Source organism: Halomonas sp. LBP4, from assembly GCF_003202205.1.
Classification (GTDB): domain Bacteria; phylum Pseudomonadota; class Gammaproteobacteria; order Pseudomonadales; family Halomonadaceae; genus Halomonas; species Halomonas flagellata.
In genome coordinates this window covers 1,075,355-1,098,329 of the sequence record NZ_PDOG01000001.1, presented here as the reverse complement: position 1 = coordinate 1,098,329, position 22,975 = coordinate 1,075,355, and the positions used below count along the sequence as shown (strand labels likewise).

Annotated in this window: 21 protein-coding genes; 10 read left to right on the top strand and 11 right to left on the bottom strand. The window is 66.6% G+C overall.

What is annotated here, in order from left to right; translation table 11 throughout:
• Positions 1-16: 16 nt before the first annotated feature.
• From betT to betC, 3 genes are read right to left on the bottom strand one after another with little or no spacing between them, the layout of a single operon-like run.
• Complete coding sequence (gene betT, locus CR157_RS05065; protein ID WP_110282409.1) at positions 17-2,071, bottom strand: choline BCCT transporter BetT; 2,055 nt, start codon at positions 2,069-2,071, stop codon at positions 17-19.
• A 12-nt stretch (positions 2,072-2,083) separates the two neighbouring features.
• Positions 2,084-3,733 (bottom strand): SulP family inorganic anion transporter, encoded by a 1,650-nt coding sequence (locus CR157_RS05060; RefSeq protein ID WP_258364066.1) that lies wholly within the window; start codon positions 3,731-3,733, stop codon positions 2,084-2,086.
• A complete protein-coding gene (gene betC, locus CR157_RS05055) occupies positions 3,730-5,262 on the bottom strand; it encodes a choline-sulfatase (RefSeq protein WP_110282408.1) in 1,533 nt (510 codons plus the stop codon). The genes CR157_RS05060 and betC overlap by 4 nt, the downstream gene beginning before the upstream one ends.
• Before the next feature lie 113 nt (positions 5,263-5,375).
• Here betC and CR157_RS05050 point away from each other — a divergent pair, with 113 nt between their 5' ends.
• Both CR157_RS05050 and metX read left to right on the top strand, forming a co-directional pair.
• The gene (locus tag CR157_RS05050; protein WP_110282407.1) at positions 5,376-6,293 is read left to right on the top strand and encodes a choline sulfate utilization transcriptional regulator; all 918 of its coding nucleotides are present in this window, start codon (positions 5,376-5,378) and stop codon (positions 6,291-6,293) included.
• Between the two features lie 98 nt (positions 6,294-6,391).
• Entirely contained in the window at positions 6,392-7,501 is a 1,110-nt protein-coding gene (gene metX / locus CR157_RS05045; RefSeq protein ID WP_110282406.1) for a homoserine O-acetyltransferase MetX, read from the top strand.
• A gap of 11 nt (positions 7,502-7,512) precedes the next feature.
• Here metX and CR157_RS05040 read toward each other — a convergent pair whose 3' ends face one another.
• The 5 genes from CR157_RS05040 to glcD all read right to left on the bottom strand — a co-directional run bounded on the left by CR157_RS05040 (position 7,513) and on the right by glcD (position 13,185).
• Positions 7,513-8,622 (bottom strand): cobalamin-independent methionine synthase II family protein, encoded by a 1,110-nt coding sequence (locus CR157_RS05040; RefSeq protein ID WP_110282405.1) that lies wholly within the window; start codon positions 8,620-8,622, stop codon positions 7,513-7,515.
• 43 nt (positions 8,623-8,665) lie between these two features.
• Positions 8,666-9,067 carry a GlcG/HbpS family heme-binding protein gene (locus tag CR157_RS05035; RefSeq protein ID WP_110282404.1) on the bottom strand — a complete coding sequence of 134 codons (402 nt, stop codon included), beginning with the start codon at positions 9,065-9,067 and terminating at the stop codon, positions 8,666-8,668.
• A 193-nt stretch (positions 9,068-9,260) separates the two neighbouring features.
• Positions 9,261-10,544, bottom strand: coding sequence for a glycolate oxidase subunit GlcF (gene glcF / locus CR157_RS05030; RefSeq protein WP_110282403.1), 1,284 nt, complete (start codon positions 10,542-10,544; stop codon positions 9,261-9,263).
• 1 nt (position 10,545) lies between these two features.
• A complete protein-coding gene (glcE, locus tag CR157_RS05025; protein ID WP_110282402.1) occupies positions 10,546-11,667 on the bottom strand; it encodes a glycolate oxidase subunit GlcE in 1,122 nt (373 codons plus the stop codon).
• Positions 11,668-11,685: 18 nt separating this feature from the next.
• The gene (gene glcD / locus CR157_RS05020) at positions 11,686-13,185 is read right to left on the bottom strand and encodes a glycolate oxidase subunit GlcD (RefSeq protein ID WP_110282401.1); all 1,500 of its coding nucleotides are present in this window, start codon (positions 13,183-13,185) and stop codon (positions 11,686-11,688) included.
• Positions 13,186-13,403: 218 nt separating this feature from the next.
• Between glcD and glcC the strand changes: the two genes are divergently transcribed.
• Positions 13,404-14,183, top strand: a complete 780-nt coding sequence (gene glcC, locus CR157_RS05015; protein ID WP_110282400.1) for a transcriptional regulator GlcC — start codon at positions 13,404-13,406, stop codon at positions 14,181-14,183.
• A gap of 73 nt (positions 14,184-14,256) precedes the next feature.
• On the top strand, positions 14,257-14,781 hold the full coding sequence (locus tag CR157_RS05010) for a gamma carbonic anhydrase family protein (RefSeq protein WP_110282399.1): 525 nt from the start codon (positions 14,257-14,259) through the stop codon (positions 14,779-14,781).
• 81 nt (positions 14,782-14,862) lie between these two features.
• Here the strand turns inward: CR157_RS05010 and CR157_RS05005 are convergent, their stop codons facing one another.
• Positions 14,863-16,563, bottom strand: coding sequence for an L-lactate permease (locus CR157_RS05005; RefSeq protein WP_110282398.1), 1,701 nt, complete (start codon positions 16,561-16,563; stop codon positions 14,863-14,865).
• Between the two features lie 364 nt (positions 16,564-16,927).
• On the opposite strand from CR157_RS05005, the gene CR157_RS05000 reads away from it, so the two are divergent.
• The 3 genes from CR157_RS05000 to CR157_RS04990 all read left to right on the top strand — a co-directional run bounded on the left by CR157_RS05000 (position 16,928) and on the right by CR157_RS04990 (position 18,904).
• The gene (locus CR157_RS05000) at positions 16,928-17,635 is read left to right on the top strand and encodes a glutathione S-transferase N-terminal domain-containing protein (protein WP_110282397.1); all 708 of its coding nucleotides are present in this window, start codon (positions 16,928-16,930) and stop codon (positions 17,633-17,635) included.
• A gap of 48 nt (positions 17,636-17,683) precedes the next feature.
• On the top strand, positions 17,684-18,373 hold the full coding sequence (locus CR157_RS04995) for a glutathione S-transferase N-terminal domain-containing protein (RefSeq protein ID WP_110282396.1): 690 nt from the start codon (positions 17,684-17,686) through the stop codon (positions 18,371-18,373).
• A gap of 174 nt (positions 18,374-18,547) precedes the next feature.
• Entirely contained in the window at positions 18,548-18,904 is a 357-nt protein-coding gene (locus CR157_RS04990) for a phasin family protein (protein WP_110282395.1), read from the top strand.
• Positions 18,905-18,995: 91 nt separating this feature from the next.
• Here CR157_RS04990 and CR157_RS04985 read toward each other — a convergent pair whose 3' ends face one another.
• The gene (locus tag CR157_RS04985) at positions 18,996-19,619 is read right to left on the bottom strand and encodes a phosphoribosyltransferase (protein WP_110282394.1); all 624 of its coding nucleotides are present in this window, start codon (positions 19,617-19,619) and stop codon (positions 18,996-18,998) included.
• 188 nt (positions 19,620-19,807) lie between these two features.
• Positions 19,808-20,335 carry a 2-oxo-4-hydroxy-4-carboxy-5-ureidoimidazoline decarboxylase gene (uraD, locus tag CR157_RS04980; protein ID WP_110282393.1) on the bottom strand — a complete coding sequence of 176 codons (528 nt, stop codon included), beginning with the start codon at positions 20,333-20,335 and terminating at the stop codon, positions 19,808-19,810.
• A gap of 146 nt (positions 20,336-20,481) precedes the next feature.
• Here uraD and uraH point away from each other — a divergent pair, with 146 nt between their 5' ends.
• The 3 genes from uraH (at position 20,482) to CR157_RS04965 (ending at position 22,961) form a co-directional block, all read left to right on the top strand.
• Entirely contained in the window at positions 20,482-20,835 is a 354-nt protein-coding gene (uraH, locus tag CR157_RS04975) for a hydroxyisourate hydrolase (protein WP_110282392.1), read from the top strand.
• A 61-nt stretch (positions 20,836-20,896) separates the two neighbouring features.
• On the top strand, positions 20,897-22,102 hold the full coding sequence (locus tag CR157_RS04970) for a urate hydroxylase PuuD (protein WP_110282391.1): 1,206 nt from the start codon (positions 20,897-20,899) through the stop codon (positions 22,100-22,102).
• A gap of 124 nt (positions 22,103-22,226) precedes the next feature.
• Positions 22,227-22,961: a GntR family transcriptional regulator gene (locus tag CR157_RS04965; protein WP_110282390.1), complete on the top strand. Its 735-nt coding sequence runs from the start codon at positions 22,227-22,229 to the stop codon at positions 22,959-22,961.
• Positions 22,962-22,975: the final 14 nt, after the last annotated feature.

The window sequence follows — 22,975 nt, the reverse complement described above, 5'->3', positions numbered from 1 at the left end:
CAGCGCGGGCGATTAGCTACCGCGCGGGCTCGATGTCGGGAATGACTTCGCCTTCCATGACGTGGCCGGGAATGGTGTCCAGATTGCCGTCTTCACTGGCTTGGGCCAGGAAGCGCAGGTGGCGCTGGTATTCGTTCAATGCGTCATGCACCACCTGCAGGCGCGTATAGCCGTTGAGGTCTTGCCCGAGGCCGCCCTCGGCGAGATGCACGTCGAGGCGCAGATAGTAGTCGTCGTCCGCGGGCAGGAAGCTCGGTGGCTGCAGGCGTTGCGGGCGTATCCCGTAGATGAAGCTGGGGGCGCCATCGAAGTCGACCTGCAGGGTGGGGCAAAGCAACTGCGTGTCGTCCATGGCCTGTTCGGTCACGGTGGCGCGTTGACCGCGCCGCGTCAGTTCCTCGGCCAGTTCGATCAGGGCCGGCCGGATGGCGTGGCGCAGCGTGGCCTCCGCGCCGTTCTGCGTGGTGCCGTCCAGGGTGCGGTCGAGTCGCTCGCGCCAGTCGCTGGCGGCGACTCCGCTGGCGACCACCTGTTGGCGGGCATCGGCCTTGCCGGTCTCGACCTTCAGCGAGCGATACATACCGATCATGGTCAGGAAGATCACCGCCGAGAAGGGCAGGGCGGTGATCACCACGGCGCTCTGTAGGGTCCTCAGGCCGCCGGCCATCAGCAGCGCCAGGGTGATCAGGCCGATGATGGCAGACCAGAAGATGCGCAGCCGCACCGGCGCGTCGTGGTTTACGTCGCGCAGCACATAGGTGAAGTTGGACAGCACCAGGGCGCCGGAATCAGCCGAAGTGACGAAGAACACGATGCTCAGCAGCGTCACCAGGGTGGCGGTGAGACCGACCCAGGGCAGTTGCTCGAGGAAGGTGTAGATACTGGCCTGCGGCATGTTCACGGCCTGCTCGCCGAGCACCACCAGGCCCTGTTCGACCATGTCGATGCCGCTGTTGCCGAACACGGACATCATCACCATCACGAAGATCAGCGGGATGAACAGGGCACCGGCGACGAACTCGCGGATGGTGCGGCCCCGCGAGATGCGCGCCAGGAACAGGCCGACGAACGGCGCCCAGGCGATCCACCAGCCCCAGAAGAACACCGTCCAGCCGCTGAACCAGCCCTGTGCTTCGGGCGCGTAGGCGTAGGTGTCGAAGCTCAGGCCGGGGAAGGCGGCCAGGTAGTCGCCGGTGTTCATCACCAGGGCATTGAGCAGCTTGAGGGTGTCGCCCTGGAGCAGTACGAACAGTACGAGACCGGCGATCAGCAGCAGGTTGAGCTCCGACAGCCGGCGGATGCCGCGCTTGACGCCGCTCACCACCGACAGGGTGGCCAGGGTCACCACCAGCAGGATCAGCATGATCTGCGCAGGCAGTCCTTCCGGCACGCCGAACAGGTAGGTCAGCCCGTAGTTCATCTGCATCACGCCGATCCCCAACGCGGTGGCGATGCCAAACACGGTGGCCAGCACGGCGGTGATATCCACGGCATTACCGATCGGCCCGTAGATGCGCTTGCCCAGCAATGGATAGAGCGTCGAGCGAATCGCTAGCGGCAGGCGGTGACGGTAGCTGAAGTAGGCCAGCGCCATGCCCATCAGCACGTAGAGCCCCCAGCCCGAGATCCCCCAGTGCATATAGGTCTGCACGACGGCACGGCGCTGGGCTTCGGCGGTGCCGCCTTCGCCGAGCGGTGGGTTCAGGTAGTGAGTCAATGGCTCGGAGACCACGAAGAATAGAATGGCACCACCCAGGCCGGCGGCGAACAGCATGGCCGACCAGGACAGCAGCGAGAACTCCGGTCGCGAGTGATCGGGGCCCAGGCGGATCTTGCCGAATCGCGAGAAGCCGATCATGACCACGAAGACCAGATAGGCGACGATCGCCAGCATGTAGTACCAGCCGAAGGTATTGCCGATCCAGCCAAGGCCGGCGTTGAAGAATGCCGTGGCGTGGTCGGTGAAGGCGATCGCATAGATCAGGAAGATCAGGATACCCGCCACCGAGCCGTGAAAGACGATTGGATTCAGGCGGTTGCTCTGTTCAGGTTCGTAGTGTCTGTGTGTCATGGGGGGTGCCTCTCATATTGTTATTGCCATGGGCTTGTCGTGGTGGTGCTCGTTGTCGACGAGACCGGCCCGTTGCAAGCGGGCCATGACGTCGGGCTTGGTCCAGGCCAGGTACAGCCGTCCGCCGCGAGCATGGCAAAGACGTGCCTGGCGCTGGAGTAGATGGATGCCGCTCAGGTCGATGAAGTTGATGCCTGCGGCCAGAATCACCAGGTTCTGCCGATCGAAGCGCTCGAGCCGTCGGGCGACCGACTCGCAGGCACCGAAGAACAACGAACCGTCGATTCTGACCACCGCACAGCACGGCGCCTCCATGGCCTGCTGGATCGTTTGGGGCGCTTGTGACAGCATGCACTCGACCACCGGCGGGCGAGTGGTGCGGCGCAGGTAGAGCACCAGCGAGGCCAGCACGCCGAAGTAGATGGCGAATTCCAGTGCCAACAGCAGGGTGCTGAAGAAAGTGATCAGCAGTACCGCCGTTTCCGAACGGCTGGTGGTCAGTGCCTCGCGGATGCTGTGTCGATCGACCAGCCTGGCGGCGACCAGCAACAGCAAGCCGGCCATGGCGGGCATCGGTACGTAGTGGAGCAGCGGCGCCGCCAGCAGCACGATCGGGATCAGGAACAGCGCGGACAGCACCGCTGCCAGCGGCGAGCGTGCCCCGGCACTGGCGTTGAGTCCCGAGCGGGTGAACGATCCCGACGAGACATAGCCGGAGAAGAAGGCACCGCCGAGATTGGACAGCCCCTGGCCGATGAACTCCTGATTGCTGTTCAGCCGCTCGCCCGAACGCGAGGCGAAGGCCCGTGAAATCGCCGCGGCTTCGACCAGGCCCAGCAGCCCCAGGGCGATGGCGCCGGGCGTCAGCATGCGCAGGGTATCGAGGGAAAGGTCCGGTGCCGAGAGCGGTGGCAGGCCGGCCGGCACCGCGGCGATGCGCAGGATCTCGACCTGCCCTGGGTCGAGCCAGGCGGCCATCAGCGAGGCGGCCACGAGCGCCAGCAGCATGCCCGGCCAGCGTGGCAGCCAGTGCCGCAGCGCCAGGCAGGCGGCGAGCGTAAACCCGGCGATCAGCAACGATCCGAGCCGGATATCCTCGAACCGCTCGAACAGTCGTGGCCAGAGTTCGAGAAAGCCACTGCTCCCCACCGGCGCGAGCCCCAGCGCATAGGGTAGCTGGCTGGTGGCGATGATCAGCGCGGCGCCGGCGGTGAAGCCCGTCACCACCGAATGCGAGACGAGATCGACCAGCGCCCCCAGCCTTGCCAGACCCAGCAATAGCTGGAAAGCGCCAGCGAGGAAGGTCAGGGTCAGCACCAGGGTGATGAACTCACTGCTTCCTGCTTCGGCGAAGGGCTGCAGGGTAGCGAACAGCGCGATCGACAGTGCCGCCGTCGGCCCGCTGACCATTTGTCGCGAAGAGCCGAATAGTGCCGCTAGCATGGCCGGGACGATGGCGGTATACAGGCCGTACTCGGGGGGCAACCCGGCCAGCAGGGCATAGGCTACCCCCTGAGGCACGACCAGCACCGCACCGGTCAACCCGGCGATGGCGTCGGCACGCAGCGAATGCGAGGTCTGCTGCGGCAGCCAGCCGAGAAACGGCAACCAGCGTTGCAGCCTGGCCGGTTGCCGGCGTATGTCGGTCGGCGACGTCATCATGGCTGGTCGGAAGAGACTACGGGGAAGCGCGCTCGCCGCTCGAGATCGTCCAGGTCGATGGTGTTGCGCATGTACTGGGTACTGGCATCGAACAGCGGCTGGTGGTCCCAGGGCGTGACCTTGCCCTGCATGAGCGCCCGCGAGACCAGCTTGCGGCGCCGCTGGCTGGCGATCACCTCGCCGTGCAGCCGCTCATAGTCCCAGCGACTTGCGATCTCGTTGCGGAACTGCTTGCACAGGTCCAGGTGCGCCGGGTCCTCGGCCAGGTTGTTGAGTTCCAGCGGATCGGCCTCGAGGTCGAACAGCTGGTCTGGATCCGGTGCCGTGTGGACGAATTTGTAGCGGCCGCGGCGGATCATCAGCAGCGGTGCGATGGCGCCTTCGCCGAGGTATTCGCCGATCACCTCGTCGTGGCCGCCGCGGCCGGTCAGATGCGGCAGCAGGCTGCGGCCGTCGATGGGCACGGCATAGTCCGGCGCCTCGCCGTCATGGGCGATCTCGGCAAAGGTCGGCAACAGGTCCATGGTCGACACCGACTCGCGAACCCGGCCCGGGGTGAAGCGGTCCGGCGCGTGGACGATCATCGGCACCCGCGCGGAGTCCTCGAACCAGCTCATCTTGTACCACAGGCCGCGCTCGCCGAGCATGTCGCCGTGGTCGCCGGAGAACACGATGATGGTGTCGTCGGCAAGCCCGGTCTCGCGGAGTGTCTCCAGCACGGCGCCGAGCTGGTCGTCGACGTAGCTGAGCGCCCCGTAGTAGGCATGACGCGCGTTGCGGATCTGCTCGTCGCTGATGGTGTCCTCGTCGAGCTGATAGACATGACGCAGGCGCTCGGAGTGCGGATCCATCAATTCCCGCGAGTAGGGCACGCGCGGCATGTCGATGTCGTCGTGGTCGTAGCGGTCCCAGTACTCCTGCGGAATGGTGTAAGGATCGTGCGGGTGGGTCAGCGACACGGTCAGGCAGAAGGGGCGCGGCTCGCCGTTGCGCGCATAGTCGTAGAGGAAGCGCTTGGCGCGGAAGGTGACCTCGTCGTCGAAGTCGAGCTGGTTGGAGCGCACGCAGGGGCCGGCCTGAATCACCGAGGACATGTTGTGGTAGTAGCTCGGCCGCTCGTCGAAGTTTTCCCAGTCGACGAACCAGCCATAGTCGGCCGGGTAGATGTCGGTGGTCAGGCGCTCCTCGAAGCCGTGGAGCTGATCCGGGCCGCAGAAGTGCATCTTGCCCGACAGCGCGGTGTAGTAGCCGGCATCGCGCAGATAGTGGGCGAAGGTGGGAGTGTCGGCCGGGAAATCGCCGGCATTGTCGTAGCCACCGATGCGCGACGGCAGCTGGCCGGCCATCAGCGTGAAGCGCGACGGCGCGCACAGTGGGCTGTTGCAGTAGGCCGAGTCGAAGACCACGCCCTCGGCAGCCAGGCGCGACAGGTGCGGTGTCTTGACCAGCGGATGGCCGTAGACGGGCAGGGCCGATGCCCTCATCTGATCGGCCATCAGGAACAGGATGTTGGGCTGCTTGCGGGTCATGGGGCCTCCACTTGTTGTCGATACGAGCCTGAACTGGCTGCGGATACAGTCTCTCTGCTAATCTCATAGCCTGTAAACTCGCTAAATTTTTATGGGAGGCATTAGTTAACCTAATGTCGTGGATAGCCAGGGCGGCGTCGCCCAACAGCCTGCGGGTGTTCGAGGCGGCGGCCCGCCACCTGAGCTTCACTGCCGCGGCACGCGAGCTGCGCTCGACCCAGTCGGCCGTCAGCCAGCAGATACGTACCCTGGAAGAGAACCTCGGCTTGCCGTTGTTCGAGCGTATCTATCGCGGAGTGAAGCTGACCGAGGCGGGGCAGGCGCTGTTCGTCGGTGTGCAGGAAGGCTTCGCGACCATCGATCGCACCATCGACCGGCTGCAGCACAAACATCGCCATCCACACGTGAATATCCTCACCGACTTCTCGTTCGCGGCTTACTGGCTGATGCCACGCCTGCCGCGGTTCCGGGAGCAGCATCCGCAGATCGACGTGCGCATCGTGACCAACCAGGGCGTGCTCGACTGGCGAACACAGGAGGTCGACGTCGCGATCGTGTTCTGCGACGAGCGCACCCTCGCGGCTGGCGTGCCGCGACTGTTTCACGAAGAGGTCTTCCCGGTCTGCAGCCCTGGCTTCCTGCGGCGGCACGGGCCGATCGCGTCCCCCGAGCGACTGGCCGAGGTGCCGCTGCTGACCCTGACCGCCGATCAGGGGCAGAGCTGGCTGGACTGGCCGAGCTACTTCGAGCAGCTGGCGGGCATCGGTTACCTGGAATCGTCGGAGCTGACGTTCAACAACTACACTTTGCTGATCCAGGCGGCGATCGCCGGGCAGGGTATCGGGATGGGGTGGCTAGGGTTGGTCGACGACATGCTCGAGAGTGGCATGCTGGTCGGCCTGCACGAGTTGGGGCTGCGTTCGTCGCGTGGTTATGGGCTGATCGATGCGCGGCCGGACTCACCCGGGGAGGCAAAGCGGGCACTGCAGGAGTGGGTGTTGACCTGTGCAGAACCTTCGAGTCGAGAATAATGTCACCTCGAGCGGCTGACCCGTGTCGGCTTGGCGTTGGCGTCGAACTCTGGGACGATTCCTAATATGACGACTGGCCGGCGAGGAGCGAATCACCGATGCCCGATGCGCGCCGCTTCACTGAATGGCAAGGTCCCGTGCCGATGTATCGCGGTGGTGAACTGCCATCCGTAACCATCGCTTATGAAACCTGGGGCGAGCTTCGCGGCCGGGGCGACAATGCGCTGTTGCTGTTTACCGGCTTGTCGCCGAGCGCGCACGCGGCGTCCTCGGCGGCCGACCCTTCGCCCGGCTGGTGGGAGTACATGATCGGGCCGGGCAAGCCCATCGACACCGAGCGGTTCTTCGTCATTTCCATCAACTCCCTCGGCAGTTGCTTCGGCTCCACCGGCCCCGCCTCGATCGATCCGGCATCGGGGCAGCCCTACCGGCTCGACTTCCCCAAGCTCTCCGTGGAGGACATCGCGGCAGCCGCCCGCGGCGCCTGTCAGGCGCTGGGCATCGACCACGTGCACACCGTGGCCGGCGCCTCGCTCGGCGGCATGGATGCGCTCGCCTATGCCGTGATGTATCCGGGCACCTACCGCGATGTCATCAGCATCTCGGCGGCCGCCCAGGCGACGCCGTTCGCCATCGCCCTGCGCTCGATCCAGCGCGAGGCGGTGCGTGCCGACCCGGCCTGGGCCGGGGGCCACTATGCGCCGGGCCAGGGTCCGAAAGACGGCATGCGCGTGGCGCGCCAGCTCGGCATCCTTACCTACCGCTCCGCCCCGGAGTGGCTGCAGCGCTTCGACCGCGAGCGTATCGAAGGCTCGGACGCCAGCCCCGATCCGTTCGCCATGGCGTTCCAGGTGCAGTCCTACATGGACGCCAACGCACGCAAGTTCGCCGACAGCTTCGATGCCAACTGCTATCTCTACCTGTCGCAGGCGATGGACCTGTTCGACCTGGCCGAGCATGGCGACGGCTCGCTGGAGTCCGCCATCCGCAAGGTCGACGCGAGGCGGGCGCTGGTCGCCGGGGTGACCACCGACTGGCTCTTCCCCCTGTGGCAACAGCGGCAGGTCGCCGAACTGCTGGAGCACGCGGGCGCCACCGTCAGCTACCACGAACTCGACTCGATCCAGGGCCATGACGCCTTCCTGGTCGACAGCGACCGCTTCGCGCCGATGGTGGCGGCGTTCCTTGCCGGCATGCCGGAGGCCTGACAATGGCTGGGTCAGGCCGAGAGGCGGGCGGCGACGTCGCACACCAGGCGTAGCTTCGCCGCCTGCTCGTCGATGGTGAGCCTGTTGCCGACGATCGAGGTGCCGAAGCCGCACTGCGGGCTGATCGCCAGGCGCTCGCGGTCGATATGATCGCTCGCCTCCGCCACGCGGGCGAGCAGTTCGTCCGGGTCCTCGAGCGTACCTCGCTTGGAGGAGACCAGGCCGAGCACCACCACCTTGTCGTCGGGAACGGCGGCCAGCGGCGCGAAGCCGCCGGAACGTTCGTCGTCGTACTCGAGCAGCAGCCGGTGGGCTGCGGTACGCTGGAAGATCGGCTTGGCGATCGGCTCGTAGCCGCCGGCGACGAGCCAGCGACTGCCCTGGTTGCCGCGGCACAGGTGCAGGCCGAAGGTGACGCCATCGATGTCCTGCATCACGACATTATCGAGGGCAACGCCAAAGTCCAGCCACTGCGCCGTGCTCCAGCCCTGGGCCTCATAGAAAGCGCGAGTCTCCGGGTCGAGCAGCAGGGGGTAGTGCGGGGCGTCGAGCTGAATGTAGCTCGCGCCGTAACCGGCGAGCTCCTCGACCTCCTCGCGCAGGATCCGGGCCACGTCCTCGAGAAACTCCCGCAGGGAGGCGTAAGCGCCCGCCGAGTGCTGCGGCGACCAGAAGTTGGCGAACAGGCCCGGGCTGGGCAGCGACACCTTCGGCGTGCGCGTCGTCCGCGCGCGCAGATAGACGAACTCCTCCGCCGACAGGGAACGTCGGCGGCGCAGCGGCGCGGTGACGGCGAGTTCGTGCGGTCGCTCCTGGTGCCAGTCGCCGATGTCGTCGTCGCCATGCCATTTGCCCCACAGGAAGGCGTCGAGATCCCAGTCTCCGAAGCCTTCGACCGCCTGCACCAGCTGGCTCTGGAAGGACAGCCGGCGCATTTCGCCATCGGTGACCACCTCGAGTCCGGCCGCTTCCTGGAGCGCAATCGCCGCGTCGACGGCGCGGTCCTCGACCCGCTTGAACGTGGCCTCACTTATGCTCCCGGCCCGCCGTCGCTCCTGAGCCTCGAGCAACCAGCCGGGGCGAAGCAGACTCCCGACAACGTCGGCGCGTGCCGCAATCATAAGGCCTCCTCACGGCAGCTTGCCGTTGCACATGACCAGGAAATCAGCCGACGGCGGCGACCCCGGCCCTGGCGATCTGTACATCCTGGTCCGGTTTTACGCCGGAGACGCCCACGGTGCCCGCGACCTGGCCGTCGACCAGGACCGGCACGCCGCCGGAGAGCAGCCCCTGCATCGGCACGGAGAGGAAGGCGTCGCGACCGCCGTTGATCATCTCCTCGAACAGTTGTGTCTCGCGGGCACCCAGCGCGGAACTGCGGGCCTTCTCGGTGGCAATGCCGGGCGTCATGGCCGGGGCGCCGTCGAGGCGGCGCAGACCGAGCAGGTGGCCACCGTCGTCGGCCACGGCGATGGTCACCGCCCAGCCGTTGGCTTCGGCCTCCTGCTGGGCGGCATCGAGGATGGCGTTGACGTCGGCCAGGGTGAGTACGGACTTGGTTTTCATTGTGGTGCTCCTTGGTTGATATTGGCTTCGGGCTTCTTTCACAACTAAGCAGAGAGATGAGCTTTCCCGGCGCCAAGCCTCCGCGAGGGCGCTGTAAACCCGTCCATGGGCGCTACTTTTGCCATCCATGGCAAAAGACCCTCGCTCCGCCTTGTCCCCGGCGCTCATCTCACTCGGCGTTTGGAAATGCGCTCTAAGGGCTGCTTGTGGCTCGCAGCTCGTTGCTAGTAGCTGGTGTTAATGCCTCATCGACAATTTCGATCCAATGCCTGACTGGCGTACGCCCGGCCCCGGCAAGGTGCGTCTGGCAGCCGATATTGGCGGTGACGATCACCTCGGGGTCGCCGGCCTCCAGGTTGTCGAGCTTGTTGTCGCGCAACTGGGTCGCCAGTTCGGGCTGGGTGATGGAGTAGGTGCCCGCCGAACCACAGCATAGATGGGCATCCTGCACCGGCGTCAGGCTGAAACCGAGCCGGGTGAGCACATCCTCCACGGCCCCGCCGAGCTTCTGGGCGTGCTGCAGGGTACAGGGGCAGTGGAAGGCCAGGCGCTTGCTTTCCTTGATGGCCAGGGCATCGAGGTCCTCGTCGCGCAGGATCTCCACCAGATCCTTGGCCAGTTCGCTGATGCGCTTGGCCTTCTCGGCGTACTGCGGGTCGCCTGCGAGCAGTTCGCCGTACTCCTTGACGAAGGCGCCGCAGCCGCTGGCGGTCTGGACTATTGCTTCAACCCCGGCCTCGCCCGCTTTCTCGATATGCGGCCACCAGGCATCGATATTGGCGCGCATGCGCGCCCGGCCGTCGTCCTGGGCGTTGAGGTGGTAGTCGATGGCGCCGCAGCAGCCGGCTTCCGGGGCCGGGGTCAGGCCGATGCCCAGCCGGTCGAGCACCCGGGCGGTGGCGGCGTTGGTGTTGGGCGAGAGACCGGGCTGCACGCAGCCCTCGAGGATCAGCATCTGGCGGGTGTGGCGCTTGCCCTCGGGGCGGGTGCCGGCATCCACCGGTGCCGGCGGCATCTTGTCACGGAGCTGACCGGGCACCAGCGGCTTGAAGGTCAGGCCCAGCCTGAGCAGGGCCTGGAAGCGCTGCGGGTCGACCAGGGCCTTGCGCAGCCCATAGCGCAACGCGCGTTCGCTGGCCTTGCGCGGCACCCGGCGCTCGATCTCGGCGCGGCCGATGTCGAGCAGCTTGTGGTACTCCACGCCCGAGGGGCAGGTGGTCTCGCAGTTGCGGCAGGTGAGGCAGCGGTCCAGGTGCAGTCGGGTCTCCTCGGTGATCCGGTCGTCGTCGTCGCGGCTCTCCAGCAGCTCCTTCATCAGGTAGATGCGTCCGCGGGGACCGTCGCGCTCGTCGCCCAACAGCTGGTAGGTGGGACAGGTGGCGTTGCAGAAGCCGCAGTGCACGCAGGTGCGCAGCACGCGGTCGGCCTCGCGGATATGCGGCTTCTTGAGGTCTTCCTCGGTGAAGTGTGTCTGCATGTCAGAGCTCCGCGTAGAGTCGGCCCGGGTTGAAGATTCCCTTCGGGTCCAGCTCGGCCTTGAGGTTGCGGTGGTACTTGGCCACCACCGGCGCCAGCGGGGTGAAGGGCTCGGCCGTTCCTCCGGTAGCGATGTGAGGGCCATAGCAGGTGGCATGACCGCCGGCACGGGTGCAGGCCTCGCGAATCGTCTTGTCGTCGAGCTCGCTGCGTAGCCAGCGCTGGGTGCCGCCCCAGTCGTAGAGCGGGTCGCTCTCCTTGACGCCCGGCAGGTCGAGCACCGGCGTGTGGTGGGGCAGCGCCAGTCGCCACAGGGGACGCGGGTCCTCCTTCGAGAAGAACGCCAGCCGCTGTTCGCGAAGCGCGGTCCAGAAGTCGTCCCTGAGCTCGTCGCCGCCCAGCCGGTCGGCGGTGGCGGCCACGGAGCTCGGCCCGCCCTCGAGGCGCAGGTGCAGGGCGCCGTCGAGCCAGGCGGCGGCGGTGATCGGTAGCGGCTGGCGGCCCCACTCGGCGAGTTTTTCCAGGGCCTGGGGTAGCGGCATGTCCAGGTGCAGGCTGCGCGTGACGCCGGGGCGCGGCAGCACCTTCATGGTGACCTCGGTGAGCAGCCCTAGGGTACCCTGGGCACCGACCATCAGCCGCGACAGGTCGTAGCCGGCCACGTTCTTCATCACCTGGCCACCGAAGCGTTGCTCGCTGCCTTCGTGGTTGATCACCCGGGTGCCGAGCACGAAGTCGCGTACGCTGCCGGCCCAGGGGCGCCGCGGGCCGGAGAGCCCGGTGGCGACCATGCCGCCGACGGTGGCGTCATCGCCGAAGTGGGGCGGCTCGCAGCCCAGCATCTGGCCGTTCTCGGCCAGCGCGGCCTCGAGCTCGGCCAGCGGCGTGCCGGTGCGCACCGAGACGATCAGCTCCACCGGGTCGTAGTAGGTGATGCCGCGGTGTTCGCGGGTGGAGAGGGCGTCGGCCTCGACGGTGCGGCCCCGAACGTGAAAGCCATAGAAGGCCTTGGTGTCGCCGCCGACGATGCGCAGGGGCCTGCCCTCGGCGTCGGCCCGGCGGATGCGTTCGGCCAGTGCCTCGCTGGCATCGTGTTCCCGGGGGGAGTGCTTGGTATCCGTCATGATCGTTTCCTGATTGCCTCAGAAGCGCGGCAGGTCGGGGTGCGGCAGCTGGTTGGCGTGCACGTGCATGGCGCCGAACTCGGCGCAGCGGGCCAGCGTGGGGATGTTCTTGCCCGGGTTGAGCAGCCGCTCCGGGTCGAAGGCGGCCTTCACCGCGTGGAAGGTGGTGATCTCGTCGGGGCTGAACTGGGCGCACATCTGGTTGATCTTCTCGCGGCCCACGCCATGCTCGCCGGTGATGGAGCCGCCGACCTCCACGCAGAGTTCGAGGATCTTGCCGCCGAGCGCCTCGGCCTGATCGAGCTCGCCCTCGCGGTTGGCATCGAACAGGATCAGCGGGTGCATGTTGCCGTCGCCGGCGTGGAAGACGTTGGCCACCCGCAGGCCGTACGCCTCGGAGAGGTCGGCGATGCCCTTGAGCACCCGGGGCAGCTCGCGGCGGGGAATGGTGCCGTCCATGCAGTAGTAGTCCGGTGACATGCGGCCCACGGCGGGGAAGGCGTTCTTGCGCCCGGCCCAGAACTTCGCCCGTTCGGCCTCGTCGCGGGCCTGCTGGATGCCGGTGGCGCCGGCGGCCTCGAGTACCCGGCGCACCGTCTCGCAGTCGTCGTCCACGTCGGCTTCCACGCCGTCGAGCTCGCAGAGCAGGATCGCCTCGGCCTCGACCGGGTAGCCGGCGCGGATGAAGTCCTCGGCGGCGCGGATCGCCAGGTTGTCCATCATCTCCAGCCCGCCGGGGATGATGCCCGCGGCGATGATATCGCCCACGGCCCGCCCGGCCTTCTCCACGTCGTCGAAGCTGGCCATCAGCACCTTGGCGGTCTCGGGCTTGGGCAGCAGCTTGACGGTGATCTCGGTGACCACCCCGAGCATGCCCTCGGAGCCGGTGAACAGTGCCAGCAGGTCGAAGCCCGGGGCATCCAGCGCCTCGGAACCGAGCGTCATGCGCTCGCCCTCGATGGTCAGTACCTCGACCTTGATCACGTTGTGGACGGTGAGGCCATACTTCAGGCAGTGCACGCCGCCGGCGTTCTCGGCCACGTTGCCGCCGATGGAGCAGGCGATCTGCGACGAGGGGTCCGGGGCATAGTAGAGACCGTAGGGAGCGGCCGCCTCGGAGATGGCCAGGTTGCGCACCCCGGGCTGGAGGCGGGCGGTGCGGGCGTCGGGATCGATGTCGAGGATGCGATCGAAGCGCGACATCACCAGCAGAACACCCTGCTCGAGCGGCAGGGCGCCGCCGGAGAGGCCGGTGCCGGCGCCACGGGTGACCACCGGCACGCCCAGGGCACGGCAGCGCTTGAGCAGGGTCGCGACCTGCTCGAGGGTCTCGGGCAGGGCGACCAGCATGGGCAGCACCCGGTAGGCGGAGAGGCCATCGCACTCGAACGGGCGCAGGTCCTCCTCGCGGTGCAGCAGGGTCAGGCCGGGGGCCGCCCGCTGGAGCTCGGCCAGCACCGCGGCCTTGTCGATGCGCGGCAGCTCTCCGTCGAGCCTGTCGTCATGGAGGATATTCATGGTGACTCCCCGTGCGTCTCGGTAATGAGCGTCTCGGTAATTCTGTGACAGCGGGCGACAATCTGTGGTTTTGTTGCACGCCTGTCCAGCCTATGGTGTGGTGGTCAGACCAGTAATTCGTCTATTATATGGAAAGTATTTCCACTCTATCCCCCTGCAGCGTAAACGGCCAGTCGCTGGTTTACCACTGCGATCGGGCAACCCAAGAGGAGCATGCGATGGCTTTCCCGACCGACGACATGCGCCGTGGCACGCGCACCCCCGACAGTGTCGCGGCCAAGCTCGAGCAGCTGATCCTCGATGGTGTCTTCCGTCCGGGGCAGTTGCTGCCCTCCGAGCGGCGCCTCTGCGACAAGCTGGGGGTGTCGCGCGCCTCGCTCCGCGAGGGACTCAGGATCCTGCGCAGCAAGGGGATCATCGCGACCCGTCATGGCCATGGCTCGACGGTGGCGCACCTGCTGCCCGCGCAGGACCAGAGTCCGCTGATGCACCTGTTCAAGAGCCATCCACGGACGCTGTTCGACCTGCTCGAGGTACGGGCGCTGCTCGAGGGAGAGTCTGCACGGCTGGCGGCCAGTCGCGGCACCCCGGCGGACCGGGTGCTGATCACCCGCCGCTACCAGGAGATGGCGGACTATGTGGAAGGGGCCGACGCCATCGACGTCGAGCACCTGGCCCGGCTCGATCACGGCTTTCACCTGGCGATCTGCCAGGCATCGCACAACCCGGTACTGGTGCACACCCTGCAGAGCCTCACGGACCTGCTGCTGAGCTCGGTCTTCGCCTCGGTGAAGCACCTCTACCATCGCCCCGGCCCCCGGGAGATGATCAACCGTCAGCATGCCCGCCTGCACCGGGCCGTGGTGCAGGGCAAGCCCGAGCTGGCGCGGCGCGTGGCGCTGGAGCATCTCTCCAGTATCGGCGACAACCTGCGGGAGATCGAGGCCGAGAGCGAGCGCCTCGAGCGCTCGGCCATGCGCCTGGAAGGCTGGGAGTGAGGGCGGCGCAAGGCGTCTCTCCGTCGGCTGGCACGCTTGAACGGTGATACAAACCAACCTAGAGGAGAACCCCATGGCGATCTATCAATACGGCGAGCAGGTTCCGGTCATCGGCGAAGGCGTCTACGTGGCCGAGACGGCCGATGTGATCGGCCAGGTGACCCTCGAGCGCGACGCCAGCGTCTGGTATCAGGCCGTGCTGCGTGGCGATACCGACCACCTCGAGGTCGGCGAGGGCAGCAATATCCAGGATGGTGCCGTGCTGCATGCCGACCCCGGCTATCCGCTCAAGGTCGGCCGTGGCGTGACGGTGGGGCACCAGGCCATGCTGCATGGCTGCACCATCGGTGAGGGCAGCCTGGTCGGTATCCAGGCGGTGATTCTCAATGGCGCGGTGATCGGGCGTAACTGCCTGGTCGCGGCCGGGGCGGTGGTCAAGGAGGGGGCCGAGTTTCCCGACAATTCGTTGATCGTCGGTGCGCCGGCTCGGCTTGTCAGGGAGCTTTCCGAAGAGCAGATCGCCGGGCTTGCCAGGAACGCGGCGGGCTATGTGGAGCGCGGCCGACTGCATGCCAGCCAGCTCAAGCGTATCGACTGATCCCCTCCATGGACAGTGCAACGACACCGCCCCCATGGCCATGCCATGGGGGCGGTGTCGTTGCGGGGTCGCGGTGACGTATCACCCGGCACGCAGCAGCGAGTCGCTGATACCGAGCAGGTAGAAGGCGGTCAGGGCGATCAGGCCGGTGAACACCAGGTAGTAGAGCGTCGGCAGGATGGTCTTGCGGATGGTGATGCCTTCGCGGCCGAGCAGGCCCACGGTGGCCGAGGCGGCGACCACATTGTGGATGGCGATCATGTTGCCCGCCGCGGCCCCCACGGCCTGCAGGGCGACCATGAAGGCGGTGGAGACCCCCAGCGCCTCGGCCACGTTGAACTGGAACTCCGACAGCATCAGATTGGAGACGGTGTTGGAGCCGGCGATGAAGGCACCGAGGGCGCCCACGGCCGGAGCGAAGAAGGGGTAGACCCCGCCCACGCCGTCGGCGACGAACTGCGCCATGGCCACCGGCATGGAGACCAGGTCGGCGGCGTTGACCCCGGAGTTGATCAGGATCCGCACCATGGGGATGGTGAAGATCAGCACGAAGCCGGCGCCGAAGATGGTGCGGGTGGACTCGCCGAAGGCGGCCTTGAGCTCACCGGCACTCATGCGATGCAGCACCGCGGTGACCAGCACCACCATCAGCAGGATGCCGCCGGGCAGATAGAGCGGCTCGATGCTGCCGGACACGCCGGCCTCACCGAGGATGTTGCTCCAGCCGACGCTCAGGGAGGTCAGAGCCTGCTTGAGCGGGTCGATGGTGCGCGAGGCCACCAGGAAGATGGCCAGCAGCACATAGGGAACCCAGCCCATGAGGGTGGTGATCGGCGTCTTGCCCACGACATCCTCGGTCTTGATCACCAGCTTGCCGATCCATTCGTCCGGCCAGGACGTACTCTCGGGGAAGTCCCAGGTGTCCTTGGGCAGCAGGAAGCCCTTGCGTGCCGCCGGCACGACGATGGCCAGGCCGACCATGGCACCGATCATCGAGGGGAATTCCGGACCCAGCAGCACACCAGCCAGCATGTAGGGCACCACGAAGCAGATACCGGCGAAGATCGCGAAGGGCGTGATGGAGAGCCCCTCCTTCCAGGAGCGGTTGGCGCCGAAGAAGCGCACCATGATCACCACCATGATCAGCGGCATCAGGGTGCCGACGATGCCGTGGACGATGGCCACTTCGCCGGCGATCAGGCGGAAGTACTCGGTCCAGGTCGCGCCGTCGGCGGCCAGGCGCTCGGTGATCGCATCACGGTTGATGCCCCCCGAGACACCGACCACGATCGGTGTGCCCACCGCACCGAAGGAGACCGGCGTGGACTGGATCATCATGCCCACCACCACGGCGGCCAGGGCGGGAAAGCCGAGCGCGACCATCAGTGGGGCGGCCACGGCGGCCGGGGTGCCGAAACCGGAGGCCCCCTCGATGAAGCAGCCGAACAGCCAGGCCACGATGATCGCCTGGACACGGCGGTCGGGGCTGATCCCCGAGAAGCCCTTGCGGATCGCGGTGATGCCGCCGGAATGCTTCAGGGTGTTCAGCAGCAGGATGGCGCCGAAGATGATCCACAGGATCGAGACGGTGAGGATCAGCCCCTGGAAGGTCGAGGCGAGCACCCGGTTGAAGGTCATCTCCCAGGCGAACAGGCCGATGAGGGCCGTGACCACGAAGACTATCGGCATGGCGGTCCTGGCGGCCATGCGCAGGCCAATCAACAGCACACCGGCCAGTACCAGGGGCACGAAGGCGAGTAGGGCAAGAGTGGTATCAGTCATGAGGCTGGTTTCCTCGGTTTGTTGTCTGGTCTTGCGCTTGAAGAACGAGTGAGCGGGTTTGCTGCCGTCGGGGCGGCGGGCGGTCGCAAGATACGCGCAATCCGACCGAGGTGGCCAGATGTGGAAAATTGGTATGACCAATCATCGGTGAGCTGGCGCGCACGACGGGGATGACGAATCCCCTTGAAAATACAGCCCTTTTTTCCTCCTCGGGAGGGCGGCTTCTGGCTGCGGAGGGGCACCGTGCTTAGACTAATGGACAAGCCAGTGTCGTATGGCGACCCGGGTGTGGTCACCGGTTGGCGGGGCTCGGCAAAGCCTGGCACTATCGAACCATGAACATCATCGGATGCGAGGAGTCGGCATGACACGGGTACTCTACGATCTCTGCGGTATCGACGAGGGGCTGCGATTCTCGCCCTACTGCTGGCGGGTCAAGTTTGCCCTGGCCCACAAGGGACTGGACGTGGAGACGCGGCCCTGGCACTTCACCGACAAGGAGGCCCTGGCCTTTGCCAGCCACGACAAGGTGCCGGTGCTCGTCGATGGTGACGAGGTGGTGACCGAGAGCTACGAGATCCTGCGCTACCTGGACCGCGCCTACCCGGAGGCTCCGCTGCTGGGAGAGGGGATCGCCGAGGCCCGGGCGCGCTTCTTCAAGTACTACGCCGAGCGCTCCCTGGCGCCGGCGATGCTGCGCACCATCATCATGGACCTGCTCAACGCCATCCATCCCGACGACCGCGACTACTTCCGCGAGACTCGCGAGAAGCGCTTCGGCCGCACCCTCGAGGAGTTCCATTCGCCGGCCAAGGGCCTGGCCCAGCTCGATGCCGCCCTGGAGCCGTTGCGCGGTCAACTCACGGAGGCCGACTATCTTGATGGCGATGCACCGGCCGCTGCCGACTACCTCGTTTTCGGCAGCTTCATGTGGGCGCGCTGTGTCTCCAGCGCCGATCTGGTCTCCAATGCCGACCCGGTCTACGCCTGGGTCGAACGCATGCTCGACCAGCATGGCGGGCTGGGGCGCAGCGCCATGCGAGTCACCGATGTCGAGGGCGCCTACCGCTGAGGCGCCCCTGCATCGGCCGGGACCGCAGGAGCATGCAAGGAGAGGACGATGATCGAGCTCTACTACTGGACGACCCCCAATGGCCACAAGGTCACGATCTTTCTCGAGGAGACGGGGCTCGACTATGAGGTTCGCCCGGTCAATATCGGCCGGGGCGAGCAGTTCACCCCCGAGTTCCTGACCATTGCGCCCAACAACCGGATTCCGGCCATCGTCGACCGCATGCCGGCCGACGGCGGGCAGCCGCTGGCGCTGTTCGAGAGCGGGGCGATCCTCGAGTACCTGGCCGACAAGACCGGAAGCTTCCTGCCACAGGGCGGCCGCGAGCGCTATGTGGTGCTGCAGTGGCTTTACTGGCAGATGGCCAATCTCGGCCCGATGGCCGGCCAGAGCCATCACTTCCGCAACTACGCGCCCGAGAAGATCGAGTACGCCATCGAGCGCTATGTGGGGGAGACGTCGCGACTCTATAGCGTGCTCGATCGGCGGCTGGACGACCACGAGCATGTCGGCGGTGACGACTACTCGATCGCCGACATGGCCATCTACCCCTGGGTGAGGTCCTGGGACAAGCAGGGGCAGGACATCGAGGAGTATCCCAACGTGCTGCGCTGGATGCGCGCCATCGAGGAGCGCCCGGCGGTGCGGCGCGCCTATTCCCTGGTGGAGGAGGTCAACCCGAACGATGGCGTGGAGATGGACGAAGAGGCCCGCAAGTATCTGTTCGGGCAGCGCTGAGCCGCCGTCTTCCCTGCACGTGCATGACCGACGCCCGGCCCCTGGCCTGGCGCTGTCTTCCGGGGACCTGGAGAACCGTGTGATAGGGTGTTGCGGCGCACAATCAGCCCTGCTATGTTGCGATGCAACGCAAGGCGTTCTGCCTTGGCTTGCCACCCAGACGGAGGTCACCCCATGAGCAAAGCAACCACCGAGAAAGCTACCGAGCAGTTCCAGAGCGTGTTCGTCGAACCGGCGCGTGCCTATGGCTCGCTGACCCTGGAGTACAGCGAGAAGCTGCTCTCTGCCCAGTTCGATGCGGTTCGTGCCTTCACGGACCTGGGCCTGGCCCAGACCCGCAGCTGGCTGGACGTCAAGGATCCCGAGAGCTTCAAGAAGGTCCTGGAAGGCCAGCAGAAGGCCGCCCAGGACATGGGTGAGCGCTTCAAGGGCGATGCCGAGAAGGTCGTGGCGCTGAGCCAGGAGTACCTGCAGAAGGGCCAGAAGCTGGTCGAGGACAGCGTGAAGTCGGCCACGGCCGCCACCAAGTAACGCCGTCGGCCGTCCAGGCGGCCCCATGACAAGAACGGGCCGCCTCCCTTTGGGGAGGCGGCCCGTTCTTGTCATGGGGCCAGGGTGCCAGTCACTGGCCGCTGCCACCGAGCAGGGCGATGACCTCGTCATCCTCCACCTGGCCGAAATCGGCGAAGAACTGCCCCACGGCCTGGAAGTGCGGAGGGGCGTCCAGGCAGACCACCTCGTCGGCCAGGGCGGCGAGTCTCTCCACGGTATCGGGCGGGGCGCAGCCGATGGCGGCGATCAGCCGGGCGGGGTCGCGCTGGCGGAGGGTGGTCAGGGCGGCGGCCATGGTGGCGCCAGTGGCGCTGCCGTCGTCGACCACCACCACGATGCGCCCCGTCGGGTCGATGGGCGCGCGCACCGGGGTGTAACGGCGGCGGCGCTCGGCGATCAGCTCGCGCTGGCGCTCCACCTCGGCGGCAAGCACGTCCTCGTGGCAATGGCGGGCCACCTCTCCCAGGTGCACGCTGCCGTCCTCGCTGACCGCGCCGATGGCGAACTCCGGGTTGCCGGGGGCACCGATCTTGCGTACCAGCACCACATCCAGTTCGCCCTCCAGGGCATCGGCCAGCTGCCGCCCCATGGGCACGCCGCCACGCGGGATCGCCAGCACCAGCGGATTCCGGCCCCTGAGGTGGGCGAGCCGCTCGACCAGTTGCCGGGCGGCATCGAGTCGATCACGGAACATGGCGAGTCTCCTGCGTGGTTCGCTCTGCCTTTAGTGTAGGCAGCCGGAGCACTGGTGGCTCGTGCCACCGAACGCCGGCGCCGCCAGCGGGGCCGGCGGCGTCGGTCAGGGCTCAGGCCTTGGACTCTGCTCCCTTGCCCGCCGAGGCGATCATGCCGAACATCACCCCCCGGCGCCGCCGGTAGCGATCATCCCTCGGCCCTGGCCTCGAGACGGAAGCGGGCAATCCGGTTGATCTGCTCGATGGCCGTACGGCGCTCCTCGTCCTGGTCGTTCTCCAGGCGTGTCGCGAAGGCCGCCAGGATGGCGTGGCGGTCGTTGCCCTTCACGGCCATCACGAAGGGGAAGCCGAAGCGGGCCTTGTAGGCCGCGTTCAGGCGCTCGAAGCGAGCCATCTCCTCGGGGGTACACTGATCCAGGCCGGCGCCGGCCTGTTCGCGAGTGGAGTCATCGGTCAGCTCGCCGGCGATGGCCGCCTTGCCGGCCAGGTCGGGGTGGGCGCGAATCACCTCCAGCTGGCGCTCCGGGCTCGCGTCACGCAGCACCCGGCCCATGGCCTCGGCCAGGCCTGCGGGGGTGTCCTGGGCCTCACCGAGGCCCTGTTGCCAGGCCAGTTCGGCGACCCAGGGCGAGTGCTCGTAGATGTCGCCGAAGCGGCTGACGAAGTCGTCCAGGCCGAGTCGGCTGGGGCGGGGTGTCAGGATCTTGTCGCTCATGGGTGGGCCTCCTGGGGCTCGTCACGGTTCATTTGATGGTCGCACCTCTAACTGTATACAAAAAATATTTTGAAATGTACTCCATTTGGAGCTAAAACTGTTCTCATGGATCGGGCCGATCACACCATCATAGAGGAGAGTGACAAATGGGACGCTTGACCACCCATGTGCTGGATACCGCCCAGGGCCGCCCCGGCCAGGGCATTCGCATCGAGGTCCTCCGCCTGGAGGGGGAAACCCGTACCCGGCTCAAGGAGGTCGTCACCAATGACGATGGCCGCTGCGATGCCCCGATCCTCGAGGGCGACGACTTCCTCGCCGGCGAGTACGAGCTGGTGTTCCACGCCGGTGACTACCTGCGTCGCCAGGGCGTCACGGCCAGCGAGCCGCGCTTCCTCGACGTGATCCCGCTGCGTTTCGGGGTGTCCGACGCCGCCCAGCACTACCATGTGCCGCTGCTGTTGTCGCCGTACGGCTACTCTACCTACCGCGGCAGCTAGCCTTGGACCGAAAACTGGTCGTCGGTCACCAACAACAATGCAATGAGTTGAGGGTTCCCTCATGCAAGCGTACATCCTGGACTTTGCCAACTTCATGCTGAGGTGGTTGCATGTCATCGCCGCCATCGCCTGGATCGGCGAGTCGATCTACTTCGTGATGCTGGACAACAGCCTGAAGCCCCCGAAGGACGAGAGCTGCCGGAAGAAGGGCGTGTTCGGCGAGATGTGGGCCGTACACGGCGGCGGCTTCTACCACAACCAGAAGTACGCCACGAGCCCCGAGGCCCTGCCCGACGATCTGCACTGGTCGTTCTGGAAGTCCTACACCACCTGGCTGTCGGGCTTCGCCCTGTTCGTCATCCTATACATGGTCAATCCGGGCTTCTATCTGGTGAACCCCGACAGCGACTGGGCATGGGCGGCGGGCATGACCGGCTGGCAGGCCAATGTCCTGTCGCTACTGTTCCTGCTCGGTGGCTGGGTCGTATACAACGAGCTGTGCAAGCGCATCAGCCCCGACATGCAGCGCGACGGCTTGCTGAGCCTGGGGGTCGCCGTGCTGATGGTGGTGGTGGCGTACCTGAGCACCCAGATGTTCGCCGGGCGCGCGGCCTTCCTGCTTACCGGTGCGGTGATGGCCACCGCCATGTCGGCCAACGTCTTCTTCTGGATCATTCCCGGGCAGCGCCGCATGGTGGCGGCGATGAAGGCAGGCGAGACCCCCAACCCCCTCGACGGCAAGCGCGGCAAGCAGCGTTCGGTTCACAACACCTACTTCACCTTGCCGGTGGTGCTGCTGATGATCAGCAATCACTATTCCTTCGCCTACTCCCATGAGTACGCCTGGGTGATCATGTCGCTGTTCATCTTCGCCGGCGCCCTGATCCGCCAGTTCTTCGTGCTGATGCACTCGGGAAAGATCCAGCCGGCCTATCCCGCCGCGGGGGTGCTGTTGCTCGCCGTGGCGCTGTGGATCGCCGCGCCGGCCAGCGGTCCAGCGGTGGCGCGCGACACCGCCGATGCCGGTCCGAGCCTGGAGGAGGTGCATGCCATCGTCGAGAATCGCTGCGTGGCCTGTCACTCCCGGGAACCCAGTCAGCCCGGCTTCGGCTCCGCACCGGCCGGTATCACCTATGACACCGAGGACCAGGTCCACCGTCAGATGGAGCAGATCAAGCAGGTGGTGGGGAGTGGCTACATGCCGCTGGGCAACATGACCGGCATGACCGACGAGGAGCGTGCGACCATCGCCGCCTGGAGCGACTGATACCGCCATGGATGCGCCTCTCGACGGCCCGCCGCTACGGCGGGCCGTCGTGTTCGAGACAGTCGTCGATCGGGGCGCTTAGCGTATACAATGAGAGCAGTCAGGGGTCGAAGGAGAGAGCTTCATGAACCAGCGCCAGACCGTGGCCGAGCGCAAGCCTGCCGGAACTCGCCTGGGCAAGAATGGTGATGGTGCCGAACGCCATGATGCCATCTACCGCTCTATCAGCGATGCCATCATCGAGCACCGGCTCAAGCCGGGGGCTCGCCTGCGCGAGGATGCGTTGTCGGAGGTGTTCGGCGTCAGCCGTACCGGCATTCGCAAGATCCTCCAGCGCCTGGCCCTGGAACAACTGGTCACCCTGACGCCGCGGCGTGGCGCCAGTGTCACCCGTCCCACGGCCGACGAGGCCAAGGACGTCTTCGACGCCCGCCAGATGATCGAGTGCGGCCTGATGCCGGAGGTCGCCCGGCGCATCACCGAGGCCGACGTGCGCGAGCTGCGTGATATGGCACGGCGCGAGCGCGAGGCGCTGAAGTCCGGCGAGCAGAGCACGGCGATCAAGCTCTCCGCCGCCTTCCACGAGCGCCTGGCCCGGCTTTCGGGCAATGCCACCCTGGCCGAGTTCGTCGGTCGGCTCTGCTCGCGCTCCTCGCTGATCCTCGCCGTCTACGGCAACGCCGGCCACCTGGGCTGCGAATCCCATGACCACGACGACCTGATCGGCCACCTGGAAGCCGGCAATGGCGAACGCGCCCAGGCCTTCATGAGCCGCCACCTCAAGGCCATCGAGGCCTCGCTCTCGATCGTCGAGGAGGAGGACGAGGCGCCCGACCTGCACCATATCTTCTCGGGCTGATCCTCCCAAGCGGT